This is a genomic window from Mesorhizobium sp. M0815 (assembly GCF_040319995.1).
Classification (GTDB): domain Bacteria; phylum Pseudomonadota; class Alphaproteobacteria; order Rhizobiales; family Rhizobiaceae; genus Mesorhizobium.
In genome coordinates, this window is the sequence record NZ_JAMYOU010000002.1 from 229,755 (window position 1) to 249,468 (window position 19,714).

A 19,714-nucleotide genomic window follows, 5' to 3' on the forward strand; every position below is an offset into this window, starting at 1 on the left:
CGGAATTCGCCTTCGCACAAGTTCTTGAATCATATAAACTTGTGCTTGGGTGAGGACGATCAGGAGGGGTTTTGGCAATCGCTGCCGGTAACACGACGCGTCTGTGGACGCTTGTCGCGAGGGAGTTCTGGCGCAAGACGCGCCGGCGCTTGCGCGCCGGGCCACTCTATCGCTGGCGCTACTCCGGCCGCACGCCGGAGCGCGTCCTGATTGCCCCGCCGGACCTGCGCCTCGCCGATCCTCAGATCGCGCTCGAGATCTATTACGGCCGCTATCCGCTTTCGGGGCATCTGGTCGAGACCGGTGGCAAATCGCCCTTCCAGATCGACGTGCCCAATCCCGGCTGGCAAAAAACGCTGCATGGCTTTCGCTGGCTGCGCCACATGCGTGCCGCCAGCACGGAGCTCGCCGCCGCCAACGCGCGGGCGTTGGTTTCCGACTGGATTGCAATCCATGGCAGCCATATTTCCGGCGTCGCCTGGGAGCCCGGCACGACGGCCAAGCGTGTCATTGCCTGGCTGCAGCATTCCTCGATCGTGTTGCAGGGCGCCGAGTTTCCGTTCTACCGTGCGTTCCTGAAATCGCTTGCCGTCCAGATCCGCTATCTGCGCGCCATGGTGCGCGAGATGCCGGACGGCAAGGACAGGCTGCGCGCCCGCATTGCGCTGGCCTTTGCCGCTTTGTCGCTGCCGGCGCCGGCCTCGGCGCTGCGCGGTGCCACCCGCAATCTCGCCGAGGAGCTCGACCGCCAGATCCTGCCTGACGGCGGCCATATCTCGCGTAATCCGATGACCGTGCTTGAAATCCTCGCCGACCTTCTGCCATTGCGCCAGACATACGCCAATCAGGCCGAGACACCGCCGGCCGCCCTGATCGGCGCCATCGACCGGATGCTGCCGGCACTGCGCTTCTTTCGCCATCAGGATGGCAGCCTTGCCCGCTTCAACGGCATGGGCGCCACCATCCACGACCGCATCGCCAGCATCCTGCATCACGACGACACCGCCGGCGCACCACTGCTGCACGCGCCGCATTCGGGTTATGAGCGCCTGTCGATGGGTGGTGTCACGGTGATCGCCGATACCGGCCCGCCGCCGCCCGTCGACGTGTCCAATGCTGCTCACGCCGGATGCCTCGCCTTCGAATTGTCGTCGGGCCGCCAGCATTATATCGTCAATGCCGGCATAGACACCTATGGTGCCGCCGAGTTCCGGCCGCTTGCCCGCGCCACCGCCGCCCACTCCACCGCTACCATCAACGACACGTCGTCGGCGCGCTTCAACCACTCCTTGCGCGTCAACGACCTGCTCGGCACGCCTTTGATAGGCGGGCCGCAGCATGTGCCTTGCAAGCGCACCGACCAGAAGGGCAGCCAGGGCTTCATCGCCCGCCATGACGGCTATGTGGCGCGCTTCGGCTTCCTGCATGAGCGCGAGCTGAAATTGTCGACCGAGGGCAATGTGCTTGCCGGCAGGGACCGCTTCCTGCGGCCGGGCGGCGCTTCTATCCGCAACAATGGCCGTGATTTCGTTACAGTGCGTTTCCATGTCCATCCCGACATAAACGTGCTCCAGGATGAGCATGACCGTCTGGTGCTGACCGCCGACCACGCCGACACCTGGGTGTTTACCTCCACCGAAGTGGCACCCGAGGTCGAGGAATCGATCTATTTCGCCGGGCTTGGCGGCCCACGCCGCAGCCGCCAGATCGTGCTTGCCTTCAAGGCCTCGGAGATTCCCGAGGTCCATTGGCAACTGACGCGGACAATTATCGCCGGCCGTCAGGAAAAAGCTGAAGCTGGTGGCAACGGCAGACACTGATCAAGCCTTGCGGCTTGATTTCCGGGCCTCATATGCTACGGCCCGCGGACGCTCTCCAACCACACGTGGAAAGGCCGCCAGCCCATGGCCGTCGCCGCCAAGAATATTCCCGCGCCCGACCTTGTACCCATCCGTCGCGCGCTGCTCTCCGTCTTCGACAAGACCGGCCTGATCGATTTCGCCAGGGCGCTGGCTTCGGCCGGCGTCGAGCTGGTCTCGACCGGCGGCACGGCAAAGGCCCTCGCCGATGCGGGCATGGCGGTGCACGACGTATCCGAGCTCACCGGCTTTCCCGAGATCATGGACGGGCGCGTCAAGACGCTGCACCCGTCGGTGCATGGTGCACTGCTCGGCGTTCGCGACGATCCAGAGCACGCCGCGGCGATGCGCGACCACGGCATTGAGCCGATCGATCTCGTCGTCTCCAATCTCTATCCATTCGAGGAGGTGCGCCGCTCCGGCGCCGACTACGCCGCGATCGTCGAAAACATCGACATCGGCGGCCCGGCGATGATCCGTGCCTCGGCCAAGAACCACGCATACGTCGGCATCGTCACCGACCCTGACGACTATGCCTCGGTGCTCAACGCGCTGGAGATGAATTTCGGCTCGTTGTCGCTGGATTTCCGCAAGAAGTTGGCAGCCAAGGCCTTTGCCCGCACCGCCAGCTACGATGCGGCGATCTCGGGATGGTTCGCCGAGGCGCTGGAGATCGAGCATCCGACATGGCGCGCCTTCGGCGGCAGGCTGCAGTCGGTGATGCGCTACGGCGAAAACCCGCATCAGGGCGCCGGCTTCTATGTCAACGGCGACAGGCGGCCGGGCGTCGCCACGGCACGCCAGCTTCAGGGCAAGCAGCTTTCCTACAACAACATCAACGATACCGACGCCGCCTTCGAGCTGGTCGGCGAGTTCGATCCGACCCGCTCCGCAGCGGTAGCCATCATCAAGCACGCCAACCCGTGCGGCGTCGCCGAAGGCGCTTCGCTGCAAGCGGCCTATGCCAAGGCGCTGGCCTGCGACCCGGTCTCGGCCTACGGCGGCATCGTCGCCATGAACCGTATCCTCGATGCCGCAGCCGCCGAAGAGATCGTCAAGACCTTTACCGAAGTGATCATCGCACCGGAGGCGTCCGATGATGCAATCCGCATCATTGGCGTCAAGAAGAATCTACGCCTGCTGGTCACCGGCGGCCTGCCCGACCCGCGCGCGGCGGGCCTTGGCTTGAAATCGGTTGCTGGCGGCTTGCTCGTCCAGGGCCGCGACAATGCGGTGGTGGATGACCTCGAGCTGAAGGTGGTGACCCGGCGCGCTCCGACGCCGGCCGAAATGGCCAATCTGAAATTCGCCTTTCGCGTGGCAAAGCACGTCAAGTCGAACGCGATCGTCTATGCCAGGGACGGCGCCACCGTCGGCATCGGCGCCGGCCAGATGAGCCGTGTCGATTCCTCGCGCATCGCCGCGCGCAAGGCGCTCGACGCGGCCGACGCTGCCGGTCTGACGGAGCCTTTGACCAAGGGCTCGGTCGTCGCCTCGGATGCCTTTTTCCCGTTCGCGGATGGGCTTTTGTCGGCAATCGAAGCCGGCGCCACCGCCGTCATCCAGCCCGGCGGCTCGATGCGCGACGACGACGTCATCGCCGCCGCCGACGCTCACGGCATTGCCATGGTCTTCACCGGAGTGAGGCACTTCCGGCATTGAACTCCCTCCCCCCTGTGGGAGAAGGGAAGAGCAGCTCACTCCGCCGGCCGATCCGCCGGATAGGGCGTGCCGATCAGGATCGCCATGCCTGCGCCGAGGAACAGCACGATCGCCGCCATTCCGAACCGCGCCGAGCCGCTGGCCAGGGTGATCGTGGCCACCATGAAGGGCGCTGCAAAACTTGTTGCCCGACCGGCCAGCGCATAGATGCCGAAATAGCGGCCGGATTCGGCTGCGGAGACGCTGCGCGCCATGTAGGAGCGCGACGATGCCTGCACCGGCCCGAAGGCAAGCCCGATCAGCAGGCCGTAGAAAATGTAGGCTTTTTCCGCCGCCGTGCCGAACAGTCCGCCGCCGTCCAGTCCGGGCATCACCCAGGCGCCGAACAGCGTATAGCCCGGGCCGGTCGAGACGATGCCGATCGTGGCAATGCTCAGCATGACCAGCGAAATCATCACTATGGTCTTGGAACCCAGTGCAGTGTCGAGGCGTGCGGCAACCACGCAGCCGACGATGGCAACGACGTTGAGGATGATGCCGAACAGGCCGATCTCTGTGATCGACCAATGGAACATTGCCGCCGCAAACGTTCCGCCCAGCGCCAGCAGCGCGTTGACGCCGTCCTGATAGATCATGCGGGCGACGAGAAAGCGAAAAATACCGCTGCGCTTGCTTACTTCGGCTAGCGTCGACTTCAGTTCCGACAGGCCCTCGCGCACCGCCGGCCCGATTGGAATGCCTTTGATCGCATCAGGCGTGAAAAAGAACATCGGCAGGATGAACAGGAAATACCAGGCCGCCGACAACGGTCCGGTGGCGCGCGCGTCCTCGCCGAGCCTGGGGTCAAGGCCGAAGATCGGGTCGAGCCCGACGACGGTCTTGCCGGTTTCAGGCGAGCCGGCCATGACGGTAACGACGAAGATTAGCGCGATCATGCCACCGAGATAGCCGAGCCCCCAAGCCATGTTCGAGATCCTGCCGATGTCGCTCTTCGGCACCAGGCGCGGCATCATCGAGTCATTGAACACGGTCGAGAATTCAGCCGCGACCGATGCCAGCGAGAACAACGCCACGACCAGAAAAAGGTTGGAGCCGGGCGCGGCGAACCACAGCAAGGTGAGGCTGGTGATCTTGACCGCGGCGAAGAAGGCTATCCACGGTTTGCGTGGTCCGGTCTGATCGGCGATCGAGCCGAGGATCGGCGACAAAACGGCGATGACGAGGCCGGCGGCGGCAATGCCGTAGCCCCAGGCCGCTTGCCCCGTCTCCGGATTGCTGGCCATGCGCGAGACGAAATAAGGACCGAAGATGAAGGTGGTGACGACCGTGAAGAACGGCTGGGCCGCCCAGTCGAACAGCATCCATCCCCAGATGCCGCGTCCCGACGCACGCTGCACTGCGATCTCAGCCATGTCCCCTCCGCTGGAGCTTGCTCCGTGCCGATCGAATCGGCATGATGCTCCGTCTTGTTGTTGAGCACGATCTTGTCCAAAAGCCGATCGTTACGTTCGCGATCATGCTCCGGCGCCCCAAAGCAGCGCGCCGTTCGCTCTATAGCGCAGTTCTTCCCGGCAATCCCGCGCGATGTGAAGACGTCTCACAGCGCCGTCAGATCACTCATCAGGCCGGACGCCACCGACAGCCGGGACACGGTGATGTCGCCGCCCTCGGTCAGAGCCTGCAGCCGCTCGCGGATGCGTCCGACCCGTTCGCCGCCGGCCTCCAGCCATGCTGTCACCGGATCCGCCGCCTCGGCATGACTGGTGAGTGCCGCCACGGCGATGCCGCGCCTGGCCGCGCCGATCGTGTCGGTGGCGCGGAAAAGCGCCAGTTGATCATAATAATCCGAGGGCGTGATCGAGCGCGCCGCATCTTCGACGCGCGGGATGCGGAAGACATCGCTGACTGCAAAAAACGCCTTGGCGGCAGCGACGATGCTGGCATTTGCCGTCCGCGCCGTCAGCGCAATGTCGGGGATGAGCTCCGCCACATCGGTCAACGCCAGTTGCTCGGCAAGGCTCTCGGGCGCGCCGCCCTTCGACAGGCCGTGCCGCCGCTCCTCGATCCGCTCGCGAGAGAAGGCCGGCAGCAGCGAAACGAGCTTCGGCTCCAGCGCCTTGCGCGCATCCTGCAACTCGGCGATCCGCTGCCCGAGCGGTGCGGTGCCGGTATCGTTCTTCAGGTACCAGCCGCTGGTCACATAGATCAGCCGGCTGACCGCCTGATAGAGGTCGAGCTGGATCTGTCCGTCGATCTGGTTGTCGAGCGCGTCGATCTGCCGGTAGAGCGCCGGCAGCGCAAAGCCATCCCGCACCACGGCGAAGGTGCGCACGACATCGGCGGCACTGCGGCCAGTCGCTTCCTGCAGCCTGTTGACGAAGGACGGGCCGCCGCGATTGACCAGATCATTGGCGACGACACGGGCGATGATCTCGCGGCGCAGCCGATGGCCGTGGATTTCTCCCGCATATTTCTTCGCCATGCGATCGGGGAAATAGCCCATCAGATCACGGTCGAAATGCGGATCGTCCGGCACGTCGCTGGCGACGATATCGGAAAACAGCACGATCTTGGCATAGGCGAGCAGCACGCCGAGCTCGGCCCGGGTCAGCGGCTCACCGCGCGTCTCGCGCTCGGCAAAGGCCGCCGGCGACGGCAGCGCCTCGACGGCACGGTCGAGCAGTCCGCGCGCCTCCAGCGCCGCCATGAAGCGGCTCTGATGGGCGATGTCGGCGAGCCCGCGCTTACGGGCAAGGGACAGCGCCAGCGTCTGCTGGTAATTGTTGGACAGCACCAGGGCGCTGACCTCATCGGTCATCTCGGCCAGCAATTTGTTGCGCGCCGGCCGGGTCAGCGATCCCTTGCGCATGGCGGAAGCCAGCGCGATCTTGATGTTGACCTCGACGTCGGAGCAATTCACGCCGCCCGAATTGTCGATCGCATCTGAGTTGCAGCGGCCGCCATTCAATCCGAATTCGATGCGCGCCCGCTGCGTGACGCCGAGATTGGCCCCCTCACCGATGACCTTGGCACGCAGGTCGAGCGCGGTGATGCGGATCGCGTCATTGGCACGGTCGCCGACGTCCTGGTTGGTCTCGCCCGATGCCCTGACATAGGTGCCGATGCCGCCAAACCACAAAAGGTCTGCCGGCGCCTTGAGAATGGCACTCATGATCTCGACTGGCGTGGCCGTTGTCTTGCCGAGGCCGATCGCCGCAGCCGCGGGCGCCGGCAAGGTGATCGACTTCTGGCTGCGCGAGACGATGATGCCGCCCTCCGACAGCTTCGTCTTGTCGTAATCCTGCCAGCTTGAACGGGCGAGAGCGAACATACGCCGGCGCTCGGCCATCGAAGCCGCCATGTCGGGATCGGGATCGATGAAGATGTCGCGATGATCAAAGGCGGCGATCAGCCGGGTCTGCTCCGACAGCAGCATGCCGTTGCCGAACACGTCGCCCGACATGTCGCCGACGCCGACGACAGTGAACGGCGTGGTTTGGATGTCGCGGTTCATCTCGCGGAAATGCCGCTTGACTGCTTCCCAGGCGCCCTTCGCGGTGATGCCCATCTTCTTGTGGTCGTATCCGGCCGAACCGCCGCTGGCGAAAGCGTCGTCGAGCCAGAAGCCGTGCCTTTCGCTTATGGCGTTGGCGGTGTCCGAGAAGGTCGCCGTTCCCTTGTCCGCGGCGACGACGAAATACGGATCATCCTGATCGCGCCGCACCACGCCGGCTGGCGGGATGACGCCGTCCAGGCCGATATTGTCGGTGATCGACAACAGGCTGGAAACGTAATTCTTGTAGGCGGCCGTGCCGGCCTCGAAAATGGCGTCGCGCCCGGCGCTCATCGGCAGCTTTTTCGGGTAGAAGCCGCCCTTGGCGCCAACCGGCACGATCACCGCATTCTTGACCTGCTGTGCCTTGACCAGGCCAAGCACCTCGGTGCGATAGTCCTGGGCACGGTCCGACCAGCGCAGGCCGCCGCGCGCGACCGGGCCGAAGCGCAGATGCACGCCCTCGACCTCGGAGCCATAGACGAAGATCTCGCGCCATGGCCGCGGCGCCGGCAGCCCGTCGACCGATTGCGAATCGAGCTTGATCGCCAGTGATTGGCCCTTCTCTTTCGTATCGGCAACGAAATGATTGGTGCGCAGCGAGGCTTCGATCAGGTTCAGATAACGTCGGATGATGGTGTCGTCGTCGATGTTGGGAACGTCTTCCAGCGCATCCGTGATCTTGGCCTTCAGATGTTTGGCCTGAACGACGCCTTCCGTCTCATCCGTCGGGCCGAGGCGGGCGACGAACAGCGCATGCAGTCCGCGGGCGATCTCGGGATAGCGGTTGAGTGCGGCGGCGATGAAGTCCTGGCTCTGCGGGATACCGGCCTGCTGCAGATAGCGGCCATAGGCGCGCAGGACGGTGATCTCGCCCGACCACAGGCCTGCGGTCTGGGCGAGGCCGTTATAGCCGTCATTGTCGACATTGCCGCGCCAGACGGAAAGGAACGCGTCCTCGAACAGCGCGCCGCCATTGCCGAGGTCGATCGGCCTGCCGTAGCTGTTCTCAAGTTCCATGTCGTGGATGAAGACCATGCCGGATTGATTGTCGCCGACCTCGAAAGTACGCTCGCTGATGACGCGGAAACCGATGTTTTCCAGCACGGGCACGCGCCGCGACAGCGCCACCGGGCTGCCATGGTGATAGATTTTCAGCGCCGCCTGATGCGGCTTCTGGTCGGCGTGACGGTAATAGTCGATGGCGATCGGATTTGACGCATCGAGCCTGGCGATGCGCCCGGCATCGGCCAGCGCCACGGCCGGCGGGAAACTGTCGCGATAACTTTCCGAAAAGCGCGAGGCGATGGCCGTTAGCTTCGCGTCGGCCCCGGTCTCGGTCGCGGTCTCGCGCAGTGCATCGTCCCAGGTCCGTACGATGTCGCGAATCGCCGCCTCGATCGTCGCCTGCTCGACCTTCGGCGTCTTGCCGCCGGAGCGGCCGATGATGAAGTGGACGCGCGCCAGCCCGCCTTCCGGGAAGGCCGGATAATAGGCCGACAGCCGGCCTTCGAAGACGGTCTTCAGATAGGTGCCGATCTTCTCGCGCACGACGCTGTCGTAGCGGTCGCGCGGCACGAAGACGAGCACGGAGACGAAGCGGTCGAACTGGTCGACACGCACCAATGCCCTGACGCGCGGCCGCTCGATCAATCCCAGTATGGCTTCGGCATGCTTGCGCAGGATCGGCACCGGAACCTGGAACAACTCGTCGCGCGGATAGCTCTCCAGCACGTTGATCAATGCCTTGCCGGAGTGGTCGCCGGGATTGAAGCCGGATTTGGCAATGACGGTTTCGGCCTTCGAGCGCAGATAGGGGATTTTCATCACCGAGCGCGTATAAGCAGTCGAGGTGAACAGTCCGACGATGCGCAGCTCGCCCGAAAGCACGCCTTTGCCGGTGTAGGTCTTGACGCCGATGTAGTCGAGGTAGATGCGGCGGTGCACCGATGACTTGGCGTTGGCCTTGGTGACGATCAGCGGTTCCGGCCCATGCAGGAAGGCGCGGATTTCCGGCGTCGTGCTCACCGCTTCGGTGCCACGCCTGAGCACCAGCACGTCGGGATCGGAAAGGATGCCGAGGCCGGGCTTTTCGGCACGCTCGAGCATGCCGCTCTTCTCGCCGCCGGTGTATTTGAATTCACGCATGCCTAGAAAGGTGAAATTGTCGTCGCGCAGCCATTCGAGGAAGGCGATCGCCTCGGTGACATGGGCCTTGTCGAGCGGCACCGGCGAGTAGCGGAATTCCGAGATCGCCTGGTCGAGGCGGGCAAGCATCGGCTTCCAGTCGATGACGGCGGCGCGCACCTGACCGAGCAGCTTCGTCAGGCGTGCGGAAAGGCCTTCGGCCTGCTCGGCCGAAAGGCGGCCGATATGGACATGGATGACGCTCAGCCGGTCATGGCTGTGCTCGCCCTTGGCATAACCGCCATCGCCGAGGATTTCCTCGACGCCGTTCTTGCCGTGCCTGACCACGATGACCGGGTGGGTAACCAGCAGCGGCTCGCCGGCGCTCTCTGTAATCTCACCGAGGACGGAATCGAACAGGAACGGCATGTTGTCGTTGACGACGGTGATCACCGTCATCGGCCGGCCTTGGCGGACGACACCGGAATCGACGTCTATGGCAACGACGCAGTCGTCCTTCTTGTGCCGGGCGACAGCGCGGCCGGCGAGTTCGGCAGCGCGTTCGAGATCGATGACGTCGTAGGCGGCGACATCTTCGGCCGGAGCTCGGGCCAGCAAGTAGTCGGCAAGCCTGCCGGGCTTTTCGCTGCCCTTGGCCGGACTCATCTTTTTCAACTGGCTTGCGGATTTCAGGCCGGCCATGAGCTAATTCCCTCCCGTCATGTTTTTACAACTATCGTAGCAGATGACGGGTATTTGGCGACAAAGGTTTGACGGCTTGCGACGAAATGTCGGAATTCACCGGCAGCCTGGCGGAAAACGAGGAGAAATCCCCTATGACAGACAAAATCACCGCGCTTGACCTCGCACCGGCGGAGCTGAGCGAAGCGACCAACGCCTATTTCGCCAAATGCCGGGAGAAGCTCGGCCTCGTTCCCAATGTGCTGCTCGCCTACGCCTTCGACGAGAAGAAGCTGCGCGCTTTCACCGACATGTACAATGATTTGATGCTGGGTGAATCCGGCCTGTCGAAGCTGGAGCGAGAGATGATCGCGGTGGTCGTCTCATCGGTCAACCATTGCTATTATTGCCTGGTTGCACATGGCGCGGCGGTGCGCCAGCTTTCCGGCGACCCGGCCTTCGGCGAGATGATGGTGATGAATTTTCGCGCCGCCGAGCTGTCAGACAGGCAGCGCGCCATGCTCGAATTCGCGGTGAAGCTGACCGAGCAGCCGGCAAAGATCGTCGCAGCCGACCGGGCGGCGCTGCGGCAAGTGGGCTTTTCCGACCGCGACATCTGGGATATCGCCTCGACTGCCGCGTTCTTCAACATGTCGAACCGGCTGGCATCGGCGATCGATATGCGGCCGAACGATGAATATCACGCGATGGCGCGATAGGGCACCGCGGTCGTATATATTAGCTACATCGCATTCTCGTTGCTTGTTTGCCGGTTTGGTCCGATGATCGGCATGCGGCATGACCGCATGCCGGTTCGATGCCGCCGATCAAAGGAGGAGAACATGGCGAAATTTCTCTACGTCTATCACGGCTCGGGCAAGATGCCGACCGAGGAGGCCGAACGGAAGGCAGCGATGGATGCCTGGAACGGCTGGTACGGCAAGCTTGGCTCAGCCGTGGTCGACGGTGGCAATCCAGTCGGCATGTCGAAGACCCTGCTGCCCGGCGGCAAGGTCGAGAACAATGGCGGCAGCAATCCGACCGCCGGTTACACCATCATCGAAGCGAAAGACATCGACGATGCCGTCCGCAAAGCCAAGGATTGTCCTATCCTGACGGACCCGGGTTTCAGCGTCGAGATCGCACCGATAATCGAAATGGGTTGACGCGGCGGCTCAAGACCGCGCCGCGATCGCCGCCGCAGCGCCGGCCATGGTGCCGGCGCTGACGCGGTTGGCGATCTTCATCGCCCGTTTGCTCCTCAAGAGCTTGCGCGCCTGCGATGCGGCGAGCACCCAGGTCAAATCGATGGCGACCAGCACCACGGCCATGGTCGCCGTCAGCTCGACCCAGCCGATCACGCTGACTGAACCGAGATCGATGATGGTCGGCAGCAGCGCCAGGTAGAACATCATGATCTTGGGGTTGCCGAGCGTTACCGCCATGCCGGCAAAGAACAGTCTGACGGGCGAATCTTCGCGCGGCAGCGAACCTTCTTTTGCCTCGACCGGTGCGGTCCACATCTTCCAGGCAAGCCAGGCGAGATAGACGACGCCAACCCATTTCACGACGACAAAGGCGAAGTGGAACGTCTGCGCCACCACGGCGAGGCCAAACACCGCCAGTGACAGCCAGATCGCTTCGCCGATCCACATGGCAAGCAGGAACGGAAACACGTCGCGAAACCCTTTTGCGATGACCCGCGCCACAAGTGCGGCAATCGACGGGCCCGGCGAGCCGGCGGCAACAAGCAGGGCGCCGGCAAAAATCAGAAGCGACGTGAAATGCATGACGCGGATCTCGTTAGAAATTTTTGGACGCTTCAACATAACCCAACTGTTCCGGCGACGGTAGCGTCCACCGAAAGAAGGCTTGTCGGCCAGGCACCTCGCGGCTAGAAGTGTCGTCTCGAAATCCTTTCCGAGCTTCACTTTGCCTACGTAACCGCCGGTCTCGCCAACTCCCCCGACACAGAGCAGGGCGTCGCAGTCGCGGTGCCTGTTTTCACATCATCTGTTCTTCAGGGTGGCGGTTCGAGACCGGTTTGGCACTGCTGAACCGCTGTCGCGCATAACCCGCGACACCTGATTTCCAACTGCCGCAGTCTCTCGCCACGCCGTGCCCGCAGGGGCATCTCGACATCGCCGATCTGACGAACTTCCCGACGGGAAGGGCTTTTCGGCATGCCTTCGATACTGCGTATCCGCTGGACGATCGCGCCCAAGACCGCACCGCGACCTCACCTCAACTGCAATCGCTGCGGCGGTCTGAAAGCCTATCGCTGCAGCGGCAAATTCCGGGTCAATGCCAATGGCAAACGCATTGATGCCTGGTTGATCTACCGCTGCATCGATTGCGACAATTCCTGGAATTTCGGCATTCTGGAGCGATGCAGTCGCCGCGATATCGAACCGGCAATATTGCAGGCGCTCGAACGCAACGATCCGGTCCTGGCGCGGCGCCATGCTTTCGATACTGCCGCACTGCGAAGCAGGATCGGGCGCGTCGAGGAGTTTCCTGAAGCCGCCGTTCATAAGCAGGTGCTCGGGGACAGGCCGGAAAACACCGCCGCCCTCGAACTCCAGCTCGAGCTCGAAATGCCGACAGCGCTGCGGCTCGACCGGTTGCTCGCCAACGAACTCGGTGTCTCGCGATCGCGGCTTCAGGTTTGGGAAGAGAAGCGATTGCTGGTGGTTGGTCCGGATGGGGCCAAAGCCTTGCGCAGGCCGGCCCGGGCGGGAACGGCGATCCGCATCGACCTGTCTAGCGATCCAGACCGGGACGGCATTATCGCGGCTGCCGGCGGGTAAGATAAAGGGAGGAAGCACGCACGTGCTCCCTCCCTCATAGTGACTGAGAAAAGTGGCTTACGCCGCGCCGACCACTTTCGCCGACTTCTCGAAACGCTTGCGCTCGTTCGGGTCGAGATAGAGCTTGCGCAGGCGGATGGTCTTCGGCGTCACCTCGACCAGCTCGTCGTCCTGGATCCAGGCCAGCGCGCGTTCCAGCGTCATGCGGATCGGCGGCGTCAGTTTTACCGCCTCGTCCTTGCCGGCGGCGCGGATGTTCGTCAGCTTCTTGCCCTTGAGCACGTTGACTTCGAGGTCGTTGTCCCTGGAATGGATACCGATGATCATGCCCTGATAGACCTTGACGCCGGGGTCGATGACCATCGGGCCGCGGTCTTCCAGGTTCCACATGGCATAGGCCACCGATTCACCCTGTTCGTTTGAGATCAGCACGCCGTTGGTGCGGCCGGGCAGCTCACCCTTATAGGGTTCGTAGGCGTGGAACAGCCGGTTCATCACGGCGGTGCCGCGCGTGTCGGTCAGCAGTTCCGACTGGTAGCCGATCAGGCCGCGCGTCGGCGCGTGGAAGACGATGCGCTGGCGATTGCCGCCCGAAGGGCGCAGCTCGACCATCTCGGCCTTGCGCTCCGACATTTTTTGCACGACGACGCCGGCATGCTCCTCGTCAACGTCGATGACGACTTCCTCGACCGGCTCCAGCAATTCGCCGTTCTCGCCCTTCTGCATGACGACGCGCGGCCGCGACACGGCGATCTCAAAACCTTCGCGGCGCATCGTCTCGATCAGCACGGCCAGCTGCAATTCGCCGCGTCCGGAGACGAAGAACGAATCCTTGTCCGGCGATTCCTCGATCTTCAGCGCGACATTGCCTTCGGCCTCGCGCAGCAGGCGGTCCCGGATGACGCGGCTGGTCACCTTGTCGCCTTCGGTGCCCGCCAGCGGTGAATCGTTGACCAGGAACGACATCGTCACCGTCGGCGGATCGATAGGCTGCGCGTGCAGCGGCTCGGTCACCGACAGGTCGCAGAACGTGTCGGCGACGGTGCCTTTCGACAAGCCGGCGATAGCGACGATGTCGCCTGCCTGCGCTTCGTCGATGGGCTGGCGCTCGAGCCCGCGAAAAGCAAGGATCTTCGAGATGCGGCCGGTTTCGACCTGGGTGCCATCATGGTGCAGCACCTTGACCGCCTGGTTGGATTTCAGCGTGCCGGATTCGATACGGCCGGTGATGATGCGGCCGAGGAACGGATTGGCTTCCAGAATGGTGCCGATCATGCGGAACGGGCCAGGATGAACGGTCGGCGCCGGCACGTGCTTGATGACGAGGTCGAACAGCGGCGCCAGAGCCTGGTCCTTCGGACCTTCGGGGTTTTCGGAGACCCAGCCGTCACGGCCCGAACCGTAAAGGATCGGGAAGTCGAGCTGCTCGTCGGTCGCGTCAAGCGCGGCAAACAGGTCGAACACCTCGTTGACCACCTCGACGTGGCGGGCATCCGGCCGGTCGATCTTGTTGATGACGACGATCGGCTTCAGTCCGACCTTGAGCGCCTTGCCGACGACGAATTTGGTCTGCGGCATCGGCCCCTCGGCGGCGTCGACCAGCACGATGGCCGAATCCACCATCGACAGGATGCGCTCGACCTCACCGCCGAAGTCGGCGTGGCCGGGCGTGTCGACGATGTTGATGCGGGTGCCCTTCCAGTCGACCGAGGTCGCCTTGGCCAGGATGGTGATGCCGCGTTCCTTTTCGAGATCGTTCGAATCCATGGCGCGCTCGGCGACGCGCTGGTTGTCGCGGAACGAGCCGGACTGTTTCAGGAGCTGATCGACGAGGGTGGTTTTTCCATGGTCGACGTGCGCGATGATCGCGATATTGCGGATTTTCATGTTTTGGTCTCGGGAGCGTTGCAGGCAGCAGGCCAAAAGGCGCTGCCTCTTTCGGTTGGGCGGCTCATACAGGGTTTTTCGCAATTGCGAAAGAGGAGGCGAGTCACCAAATAAAGTCACCAAATCTTAAATGTCTTGGTGTGAAGTGGAATTATTAACCAAGGCGGAACCTTTCATGGTCCGGGCAGTTCGAATTTCATGATCGACGCAGGCAGCAGACTCCGGCCGATTTTGGCATGTAGCGCACTCGCCGTCCTCCTCGCGGCAGGCGCGGCGCAGTCGGCCGCGTCGTTCAAGGAGACGCGGACTGCCCTGCCGTCCGACAAGCGGTCGGCGGAGCAGCTTTTTGCCGATGCTCCCGATGGCGTCGACCCGGTGGTGACCGGGCCAGTCAGCGCCGCCTTCAAGCAAAGGCAGCAAAATGCCGGATGCGACAGCGCCGTCTGGCCCAACATTCCCGTCGTCTGCTATCCCGATTGATACACGTCCTACCCTCGGGCTGGCCCGAGGATAATGGTGCAGTCGCTCACGCCGACCGGACCGGATCGAGCGTGACCTTGTAGAGTTCGCTGTCGTCGCGATCCATCAGCCGCACCGTCAGCTGCTCTGTAGCGCCATCGATATCGACAAGTCCGAAGAACTGCAGGCCGGCCGACGGCGGCAGGTTCTGACCCTGCTCGGCAGTCGGTGCCTTGATGAACTTCAGCTCCGGGCCGAAGGTCATGTCGAAACCATTCGGTCCGAATGTGCCTGAATGGATCGGACCCGAAACGAATTCCCAGAACGGATTGAAGTCCTGGAACTGCGCCTTGTCCGGATTGTAGTAATGCGCGGCCGTGTAATGCACGTCTGCGGTGAGCCAAACGGTATTGCTGATGCCCGCGTTCTTTATATAGCGAAGAAGGTGGGCAATTTCCAGCTCGCGCCCCTTGGCCGGGCCATTGTCGCCATTGCTGACTGCCTCGGCCCCGACCTTCTTGGTACCGTCATTCCAGACCACGAGGCCGAGCGGCATATCGGCGGCGATGATTTTCCACGTCGCGTTGGAATTTGCCAGCTCACGCTTCAACCACTTAATCTGCTGTTCGCCGAGGATGCGCGATTGCGGCGTCATCGTCTCCTGCATATCCGGGCCGTTGGGGCCGCGGTAGGAACGCATGTCGAGGAAGAACACATCGAGCAGCGGCCCATAAGCGATCTTGCGGTAGACGCGGCCCGGCTCCGACAGTTCGTAGCGGATCGTCGTCATCTCGTGGAAGGCGCGCGCAGCACGTGCCGCCAGCACATGGATCGATTTTTCGGTGTAGCGGTCGTCGGCGGTCAGGTCCTTCGAGTCCGACCAGTTGTTAAGCACCTCATGGTCGTCCCACTGATAGAAAGTCGGGCAGATGGCACTGAGCGCAAGAACGTTCTTGTCCATCATGTTGTATTTCCACTGCGCCCGGTATTCGTCCAGCGTCTCGGCAACCTTGCGCTTTTCGTCGATCAGCACTGTGTTTTTCCACTTGTCGCCATTGGGCAGGTCGACCTCGTCCTTCATCGCACCATCGGCATAGACCGTATCGCCCGAATGCAGGAAGAAGTCGGGCGTGTGCTTGGCGATCGTGGCGTAGGTCTTCATGCCGGTCTCGTCGATGCCCCAGCCTTGGCCGGCGGTGTCGCCCGACCAGGCGAAACGAATGTCGCGCTTCGAGGCAGGTGCCGTGCGGAAGCGGCCGACGATCGGCTCCGAAACGGCGTTGATGTCGGCAAGATCGGCCGCGACCATGCGGTAGAAAATGTCCTGGTCGGAGGCGAGATCGGTAAGCAGCCGCTTCACCGTATAGTCGCTGGCCGGCGACGTATCGAGCGGCGCCAGGCGGACGGCATTGGCGAAATTTTCCGTCGACGACACTTCGAACATGACGCGCGACGGCCGGTCCGTGCGCGTCCAGACCATGCCGCTGGTCGCGTCGACATCGCCGGACTGAATGCCATGGGTGAAGGCCGGGCGCTGATTGGCGCGCGAGTAATAGGGAAGGGCGAGACCCGAGGCGCCGACCAGGCCAACGGCGCTGGCCGACGTGACGAAAGCGCGCCGCGTCATTGAAATCTTGTTCATGGCTGTCTCCTGGATGGCGTTGAACGTCGCCGCCAAGCTCCAGCTTCAATGTTTCAGGCACATTTCGAAACGATGAAGGTTTTCTGACATCAACAAGCGGGAAGGCTGGACCGCTCGGCGGCGAAGCTGCTGATCTCCCCCTTGCGGGTCCCTTGCGGGGGAGATGGCCGGCAGGCCAGAGGGGGGCGCTGTCCCGCCGACGTACAAATCAGAAAGAAATCAGACGGAGCAGCGGAGTTTGGGCAGAACATTGCGTAAAGTCGGAGGCTGGCGAACCTTCGCGCCCCCTCTGCCCTGCCGGGCATCTCCCCCGCGAGGGGGGAGATCGGCAATTTGGCCGACGGCATCTCTCCTGCAACGAGAAGCTATGCCGCCTGCGGTTCAGGATCGAACGCCGGGCGGCTGGTGTTGATCAGCAGCGAGATGCAGGCGGCGGCTATTGCCGTCATGCCGGCGATCAGGAAGGCAAGCTCGTAATTGCCCTGCAACTCACGCATAGTGCCACCGAAAAAGGCCGCTGTCGCTGCGCCGACTTGATGGCCGGCGACGATCCAGCCGAAGACGATCGGCCCGCTGCGGTCGCCGAACGCCTCGTTGGAAAGCCGCAGCGTCGGCGGCACTGTGGCGATCCAGTCCAGTCCGTAAAATACGGCGAAGATGATCAGGCTGGTCGCCGAGAAGCCGGAATAGGGCAGATAGATCAGCGACAGGCCGCGAATGCCGTAATAGATGCCGAGCAGCTTGCGCGGGTCGAAACGGTCGGTGAGCCAGCCCGACAGCGTCGTGCCAATAAGATCGAAGATACCCATCATCGAGAGCAGGCCCGCGGCCTGCACTTCGCCGATGCCCATATCGCCGCAAAAGGCGATCAGGTGCGTGCCGACCAACCCGTTGGTGGTGAAGCCGCAAACGAAGAAGGTGGCGAACAGGTACCAGAACACACGCGTACCGGCGGCGCGGCGCAACGTGCTCAGCGTATGCGCGAGGAAATTGCCTTGCGCGGCCGGCGGCGCGGGCGGCACATCGTCGAGCTCCGCGCCATAGCGGACCATGCCGATCGCGGCCGGACGCTCCGGTACCAGCATATAAACCAGCGGCACCAAGGCGGCGGTGGCCACGGCAATGGCAATAGCGACCGGCTTCCAGCCGCCAGACTGGGCGAGCGAGGCGAGCAGCGGCAGGAAGACCAGCAGCCCGGTGGCGCTGGACGCCGACATCAGTCCCATCACAAGGCCGCGATTGGTCTTGAACCAGCGGTTGACGATGGTGGCGCCGAGCACGGTGGCGACGGCGCCCGAGCTGATGCCGGAAAACACGCCCCAGGTGAGGAGCAGATGCCACGGCTTGGTCATCAGCAGGCTGAGCGCGGTCGATCCCGACATCAACAGCAGCGCGGCAAGCAAGGTGCGGCGCAGCCCGATCCGCTCCATCAGCGCCGCGGCAAACGGCCCAGTCAGGCCATAGAGGAAGATGCCGGTGGCCGCGGCCAGCGAGACGACGTCGCGCCGCCAGCCGAAACTATTCTCCAGCGGCAGCATCATGACTGCCGGCGCCGAACGCAGGCCCGCGGCGATCAGCAGGCAGAGGAAGATGACGGCGACCACGACGAAAGCGTAGCGCTGGCCAAACGGGCGGGATTGAGCTATCATGTTACTGACCGGTACGTTTCAGATGTGCGGAACATACGTACCGACCGGTAACATTGTCAACCAGGCAATCGGCAAACCAGACATGAAAAGCATTGAACCAACGATCAAGGAGAATGGCGCACCGCTGCCTCGCGCCGCCGAACGGATTCTCCAGGTGGCGCGCGACCTGTTCTACCGGCAAGGCATCAGGGCGATCGGCGTCGACGAGATCGTACGGCGTGCCGGCGTCACCAAGCCAAGCCTCTACCGCAGCTTTCCGTCCAAGGATGAGTTGGCCGCATCCTATCTTCGGCACTATGACCTCGAATTCTGGGAGCGCTTCGACGAGGCGGTGAATGCCCATCCCGGCGATCCGCGCGCGCAGATCGTCGCCTTCCTGACGCGTGTCGGCAAGCGCACGCAAAGGCCCGACTATCGCGGCTGCGGCATGACCAATGCCGCGGTCGAATATCCCGAACACGGCCATCCGGCCCGCGTCGTGAGCGAGGCCAACAAGCAGGAATTGCGCCGGCGCCTGCGTGCTATGGCGGCGGCGATGGGCGCCGGCGACGCCGACACGCTGGGTGACGGGCTGCTGCTCCTGATCGAGGGAGCCTATATCAGCGGCCAGTTGTTCGGTGCCGGCGGACCGGCGCAGTCGGTGGCCCGCAACGCCGATCTTCTGATCGAGGCAAGCTTGAGGAAATAGCGTTCCGTTTACCAGGTCACTGTGAGCAGCCTGACTTCGTCTAGGCTGCTGCTGAATTTGACGGTACGCTGCGGCAGCCCGAACGGAGTTGTCCGCCATGCGCGCTCTTTTGATCCCGCTTGCCCTCGCCGGTTTCTGCCAGGCGGCCCGGGCTGGCGACATATCCAGCGTCTATACCGATCTCGTCTGGGAGAAGGACTGCGTGACTTATGCCCAGGCGGAGGAAGGCGACGGCGACTGGGCCGACCTCGCCTGTTCGGGCTATGGCGGCTACCCGGTGATGGTTTCTTACGACGATGCGCGGGAATCGCTGTTCTACGGGTTTCCACCTGGCGACATGACCACGGTCTGGGAAAGCTTTTCCGGCCTCAACTCGGCTGGACCCAAAGTCGAGTGGCGTATCGAAACCAAGGGCGATATGGCCGTTCCTATCGCAGTCATCCATCGTCGCTCGATCAGCGGTAGCGAGGGCGAGAACAAGTCGACGGAAGTGCTGATCGTCGCCAAGGTTGCCCAGCCTGGCGCCCACGAAGGCTGCACGATCGCTCTTGTGCTCGCCACCGGCAATCCCGCCGCCAACGATCAGGCGCGTAAGCTTGCCGACGAGAAGGCACGCACCTTCGCCTGCGGCAAGGACAAGCGTGTGATGCTGGGCAACACGCCCGATTTCGGCCGCGTCGATAACTGACTATTTGCG

Annotated in this window: 14 protein-coding genes; 8 read left to right on the forward strand and 6 right to left on the reverse strand. The window is 63.2% G+C overall.

The features are described 5' to 3' along the window. The first annotated feature begins 71 nt into the window (after positions 1–71). Together NKI01_RS03765 and purH are read left to right on the forward strand one after the other, a co-directional pair. Positions 72–1,820, forward strand: coding sequence for a heparinase II/III family protein (locus NKI01_RS03765; RefSeq protein WP_023719730.1), 1,749 nt, complete (start codon positions 72–74; stop codon positions 1,818–1,820). A gap of 84 nt (positions 1,821–1,904) precedes the next feature. Beyond that, positions 1,905–3,521 (forward strand): bifunctional phosphoribosylaminoimidazolecarboxamide formyltransferase/IMP cyclohydrolase, encoded by a 1,617-nt coding sequence (gene purH, locus NKI01_RS03770; RefSeq protein WP_352845276.1) that lies wholly within the window; start codon positions 1,905–1,907, stop codon positions 3,519–3,521. A gap of 35 nt (positions 3,522–3,556) precedes the next feature. Here purH and NKI01_RS03775 read toward each other — a convergent pair whose 3' ends face one another. Beyond that, positions 3,557–4,933: an MFS transporter gene (locus tag NKI01_RS03775; RefSeq protein WP_352961923.1), complete on the reverse strand. Its 1,377-nt coding sequence runs from the start codon at positions 4,931–4,933 to the stop codon at positions 3,557–3,559. A gap of 185 nt (positions 4,934–5,118) precedes the next feature. Beyond that, positions 5,119–9,903, reverse strand: coding sequence for an NAD-glutamate dehydrogenase (locus NKI01_RS03780; protein WP_352961925.1), 4,785 nt, complete (start codon positions 9,901–9,903; stop codon positions 5,119–5,121). A gap of 134 nt (positions 9,904–10,037) precedes the next feature. Here NKI01_RS03780 and NKI01_RS03785 point away from each other — a divergent pair, with 134 nt between their 5' ends. Beyond that, positions 10,038–10,601 (forward strand): peroxidase-related enzyme, encoded by a 564-nt coding sequence (locus tag NKI01_RS03785; protein ID WP_023719735.1) that lies wholly within the window; start codon positions 10,038–10,040, stop codon positions 10,599–10,601. Between the two features lie 123 nt (positions 10,602–10,724). Then, a complete protein-coding gene (locus NKI01_RS03790) occupies positions 10,725–11,048 on the forward strand; it encodes a YciI family protein (protein ID WP_352494112.1) in 324 nt (107 codons plus the stop codon). Between the two features lie 9 nt (positions 11,049–11,057). On the opposite strand, the gene NKI01_RS03795 is transcribed toward NKI01_RS03790, so the two are convergent. After that, entirely contained in the window at positions 11,058–11,672 is a 615-nt protein-coding gene (locus tag NKI01_RS03795) for a LysE family translocator (RefSeq protein ID WP_352480973.1), read from the reverse strand. 393 nt (positions 11,673–12,065) lie between these two features. On the opposite strand from NKI01_RS03795, the gene NKI01_RS03800 reads away from it, so the two are divergent. Beyond that, entirely contained in the window at positions 12,066–12,692 is a 627-nt protein-coding gene (locus NKI01_RS03800) for a DUF1062 domain-containing protein (RefSeq protein ID WP_352494111.1), read from the forward strand. 57 nt (positions 12,693–12,749) lie between these two features. Here NKI01_RS03800 and typA read toward each other — a convergent pair whose 3' ends face one another. Then, on the reverse strand, positions 12,750–14,579 hold the full coding sequence (gene typA, locus NKI01_RS03805; protein WP_023719738.1) for a translational GTPase TypA: 1,830 nt from the start codon (positions 14,577–14,579) through the stop codon (positions 12,750–12,752). A 198-nt stretch (positions 14,580–14,777) separates the two neighbouring features. On the opposite strand from typA, the gene NKI01_RS03810 reads away from it, so the two are divergent. Continuing rightward, positions 14,778–15,059: a hypothetical protein gene (locus NKI01_RS03810; RefSeq protein WP_023719739.1), complete on the forward strand. Its 282-nt coding sequence runs from the start codon at positions 14,778–14,780 to the stop codon at positions 15,057–15,059. A 46-nt stretch (positions 15,060–15,105) separates the two neighbouring features. Here NKI01_RS03810 and NKI01_RS03815 read toward each other — a convergent pair whose 3' ends face one another. Both NKI01_RS03815 and NKI01_RS03820 read right to left on the reverse strand, forming a co-directional pair. Further along, positions 15,106–16,680 (reverse strand): alkaline phosphatase D family protein, encoded by a 1,575-nt coding sequence (locus tag NKI01_RS03815; protein WP_352494110.1) that lies wholly within the window; start codon positions 16,678–16,680, stop codon positions 15,106–15,108. A gap of 365 nt (positions 16,681–17,045) precedes the next feature. Then, a complete protein-coding gene (locus NKI01_RS03820; RefSeq protein WP_031194621.1) occupies positions 17,046–18,329 on the reverse strand; it encodes an MFS transporter in 1,284 nt (427 codons plus the stop codon). 82 nt (positions 18,330–18,411) lie between these two features. Here NKI01_RS03820 and NKI01_RS03825 point away from each other — a divergent pair, with 82 nt between their 5' ends. Beyond that, positions 18,412–19,017: a TetR/AcrR family transcriptional regulator gene (locus NKI01_RS03825; RefSeq protein WP_352480978.1), complete on the forward strand. Its 606-nt coding sequence runs from the start codon at positions 18,412–18,414 to the stop codon at positions 19,015–19,017. Positions 19,018–19,114: 97 nt separating this feature from the next. Next, positions 19,115–19,705 carry a hypothetical protein gene (locus NKI01_RS03830; RefSeq protein ID WP_352908555.1) on the forward strand — a complete coding sequence of 197 codons (591 nt, stop codon included), beginning with the start codon at positions 19,115–19,117 and terminating at the stop codon, positions 19,703–19,705. Positions 19,706–19,714: the final 9 nt, after the last annotated feature.

Excerpts from the sequence above, each read along its gene's own strand:
- NKI01_RS03790 (WP_352494112.1), top strand. The coding sequence starts at position 10,725 with ATGGCGAAATTTCTCTACGTCTATCACGGCTCGGGCAAGATGCCGACC.
- typA (WP_023719738.1), bottom strand. The coding sequence starts at position 14,579 with ATGAAAATCCGCAATATCGCGATCATCGCGCACGTCGACCATGGAAAA.
- NKI01_RS03775 (WP_352961923.1), bottom strand. The coding sequence starts at position 4,933 with ATGGCTGAGATCGCAGTGCAGCGTGCGTCGGGACGCGGCATCTGGGGA.
- NKI01_RS03820 (WP_031194621.1), bottom strand. The coding sequence starts at position 18,329 with ATGATAGCTCAATCCCGCCCGTTTGGCCAGCGCTACGCTTTCGTCGTG.
- NKI01_RS03815 (WP_352494110.1), bottom strand. The coding sequence starts at position 16,680 with ATGAACAAGATTTCAATGACGCGGCGCGCTTTCGTCACGTCGGCCAGC.
- NKI01_RS03785 (WP_023719735.1), top strand. The coding sequence starts at position 10,038 with ATGACAGACAAAATCACCGCGCTTGACCTCGCACCGGCGGAGCTGAGC.
- NKI01_RS03830 (WP_352908555.1), top strand. The coding sequence starts at position 19,115 with ATGCGCGCTCTTTTGATCCCGCTTGCCCTCGCCGGTTTCTGCCAGGCG.
- NKI01_RS03795 (WP_352480973.1), bottom strand. The coding sequence starts at position 11,672 with ATGCATTTCACGTCGCTTCTGATTTTTGCCGGCGCCCTGCTTGTTGCC.
- NKI01_RS03800 (WP_352494111.1), top strand. The coding sequence starts at position 12,066 with ATGCCTTCGATACTGCGTATCCGCTGGACGATCGCGCCCAAGACCGCA.
- NKI01_RS03780 (WP_352961925.1), bottom strand. The coding sequence starts at position 9,903 with ATGGCCGGCCTGAAATCCGCAAGCCAGTTGAAAAAGATGAGTCCGGCC.
- NKI01_RS03825 (WP_352480978.1), top strand. The coding sequence starts at position 18,412 with ATGAAAAGCATTGAACCAACGATCAAGGAGAATGGCGCACCGCTGCCT.
- purH (WP_352845276.1), top strand. The coding sequence starts at position 1,905 with ATGGCCGTCGCCGCCAAGAATATTCCCGCGCCCGACCTTGTACCCATC.
- NKI01_RS03810 (WP_023719739.1), top strand. The coding sequence starts at position 14,778 with ATGATCGACGCAGGCAGCAGACTCCGGCCGATTTTGGCATGTAGCGCA.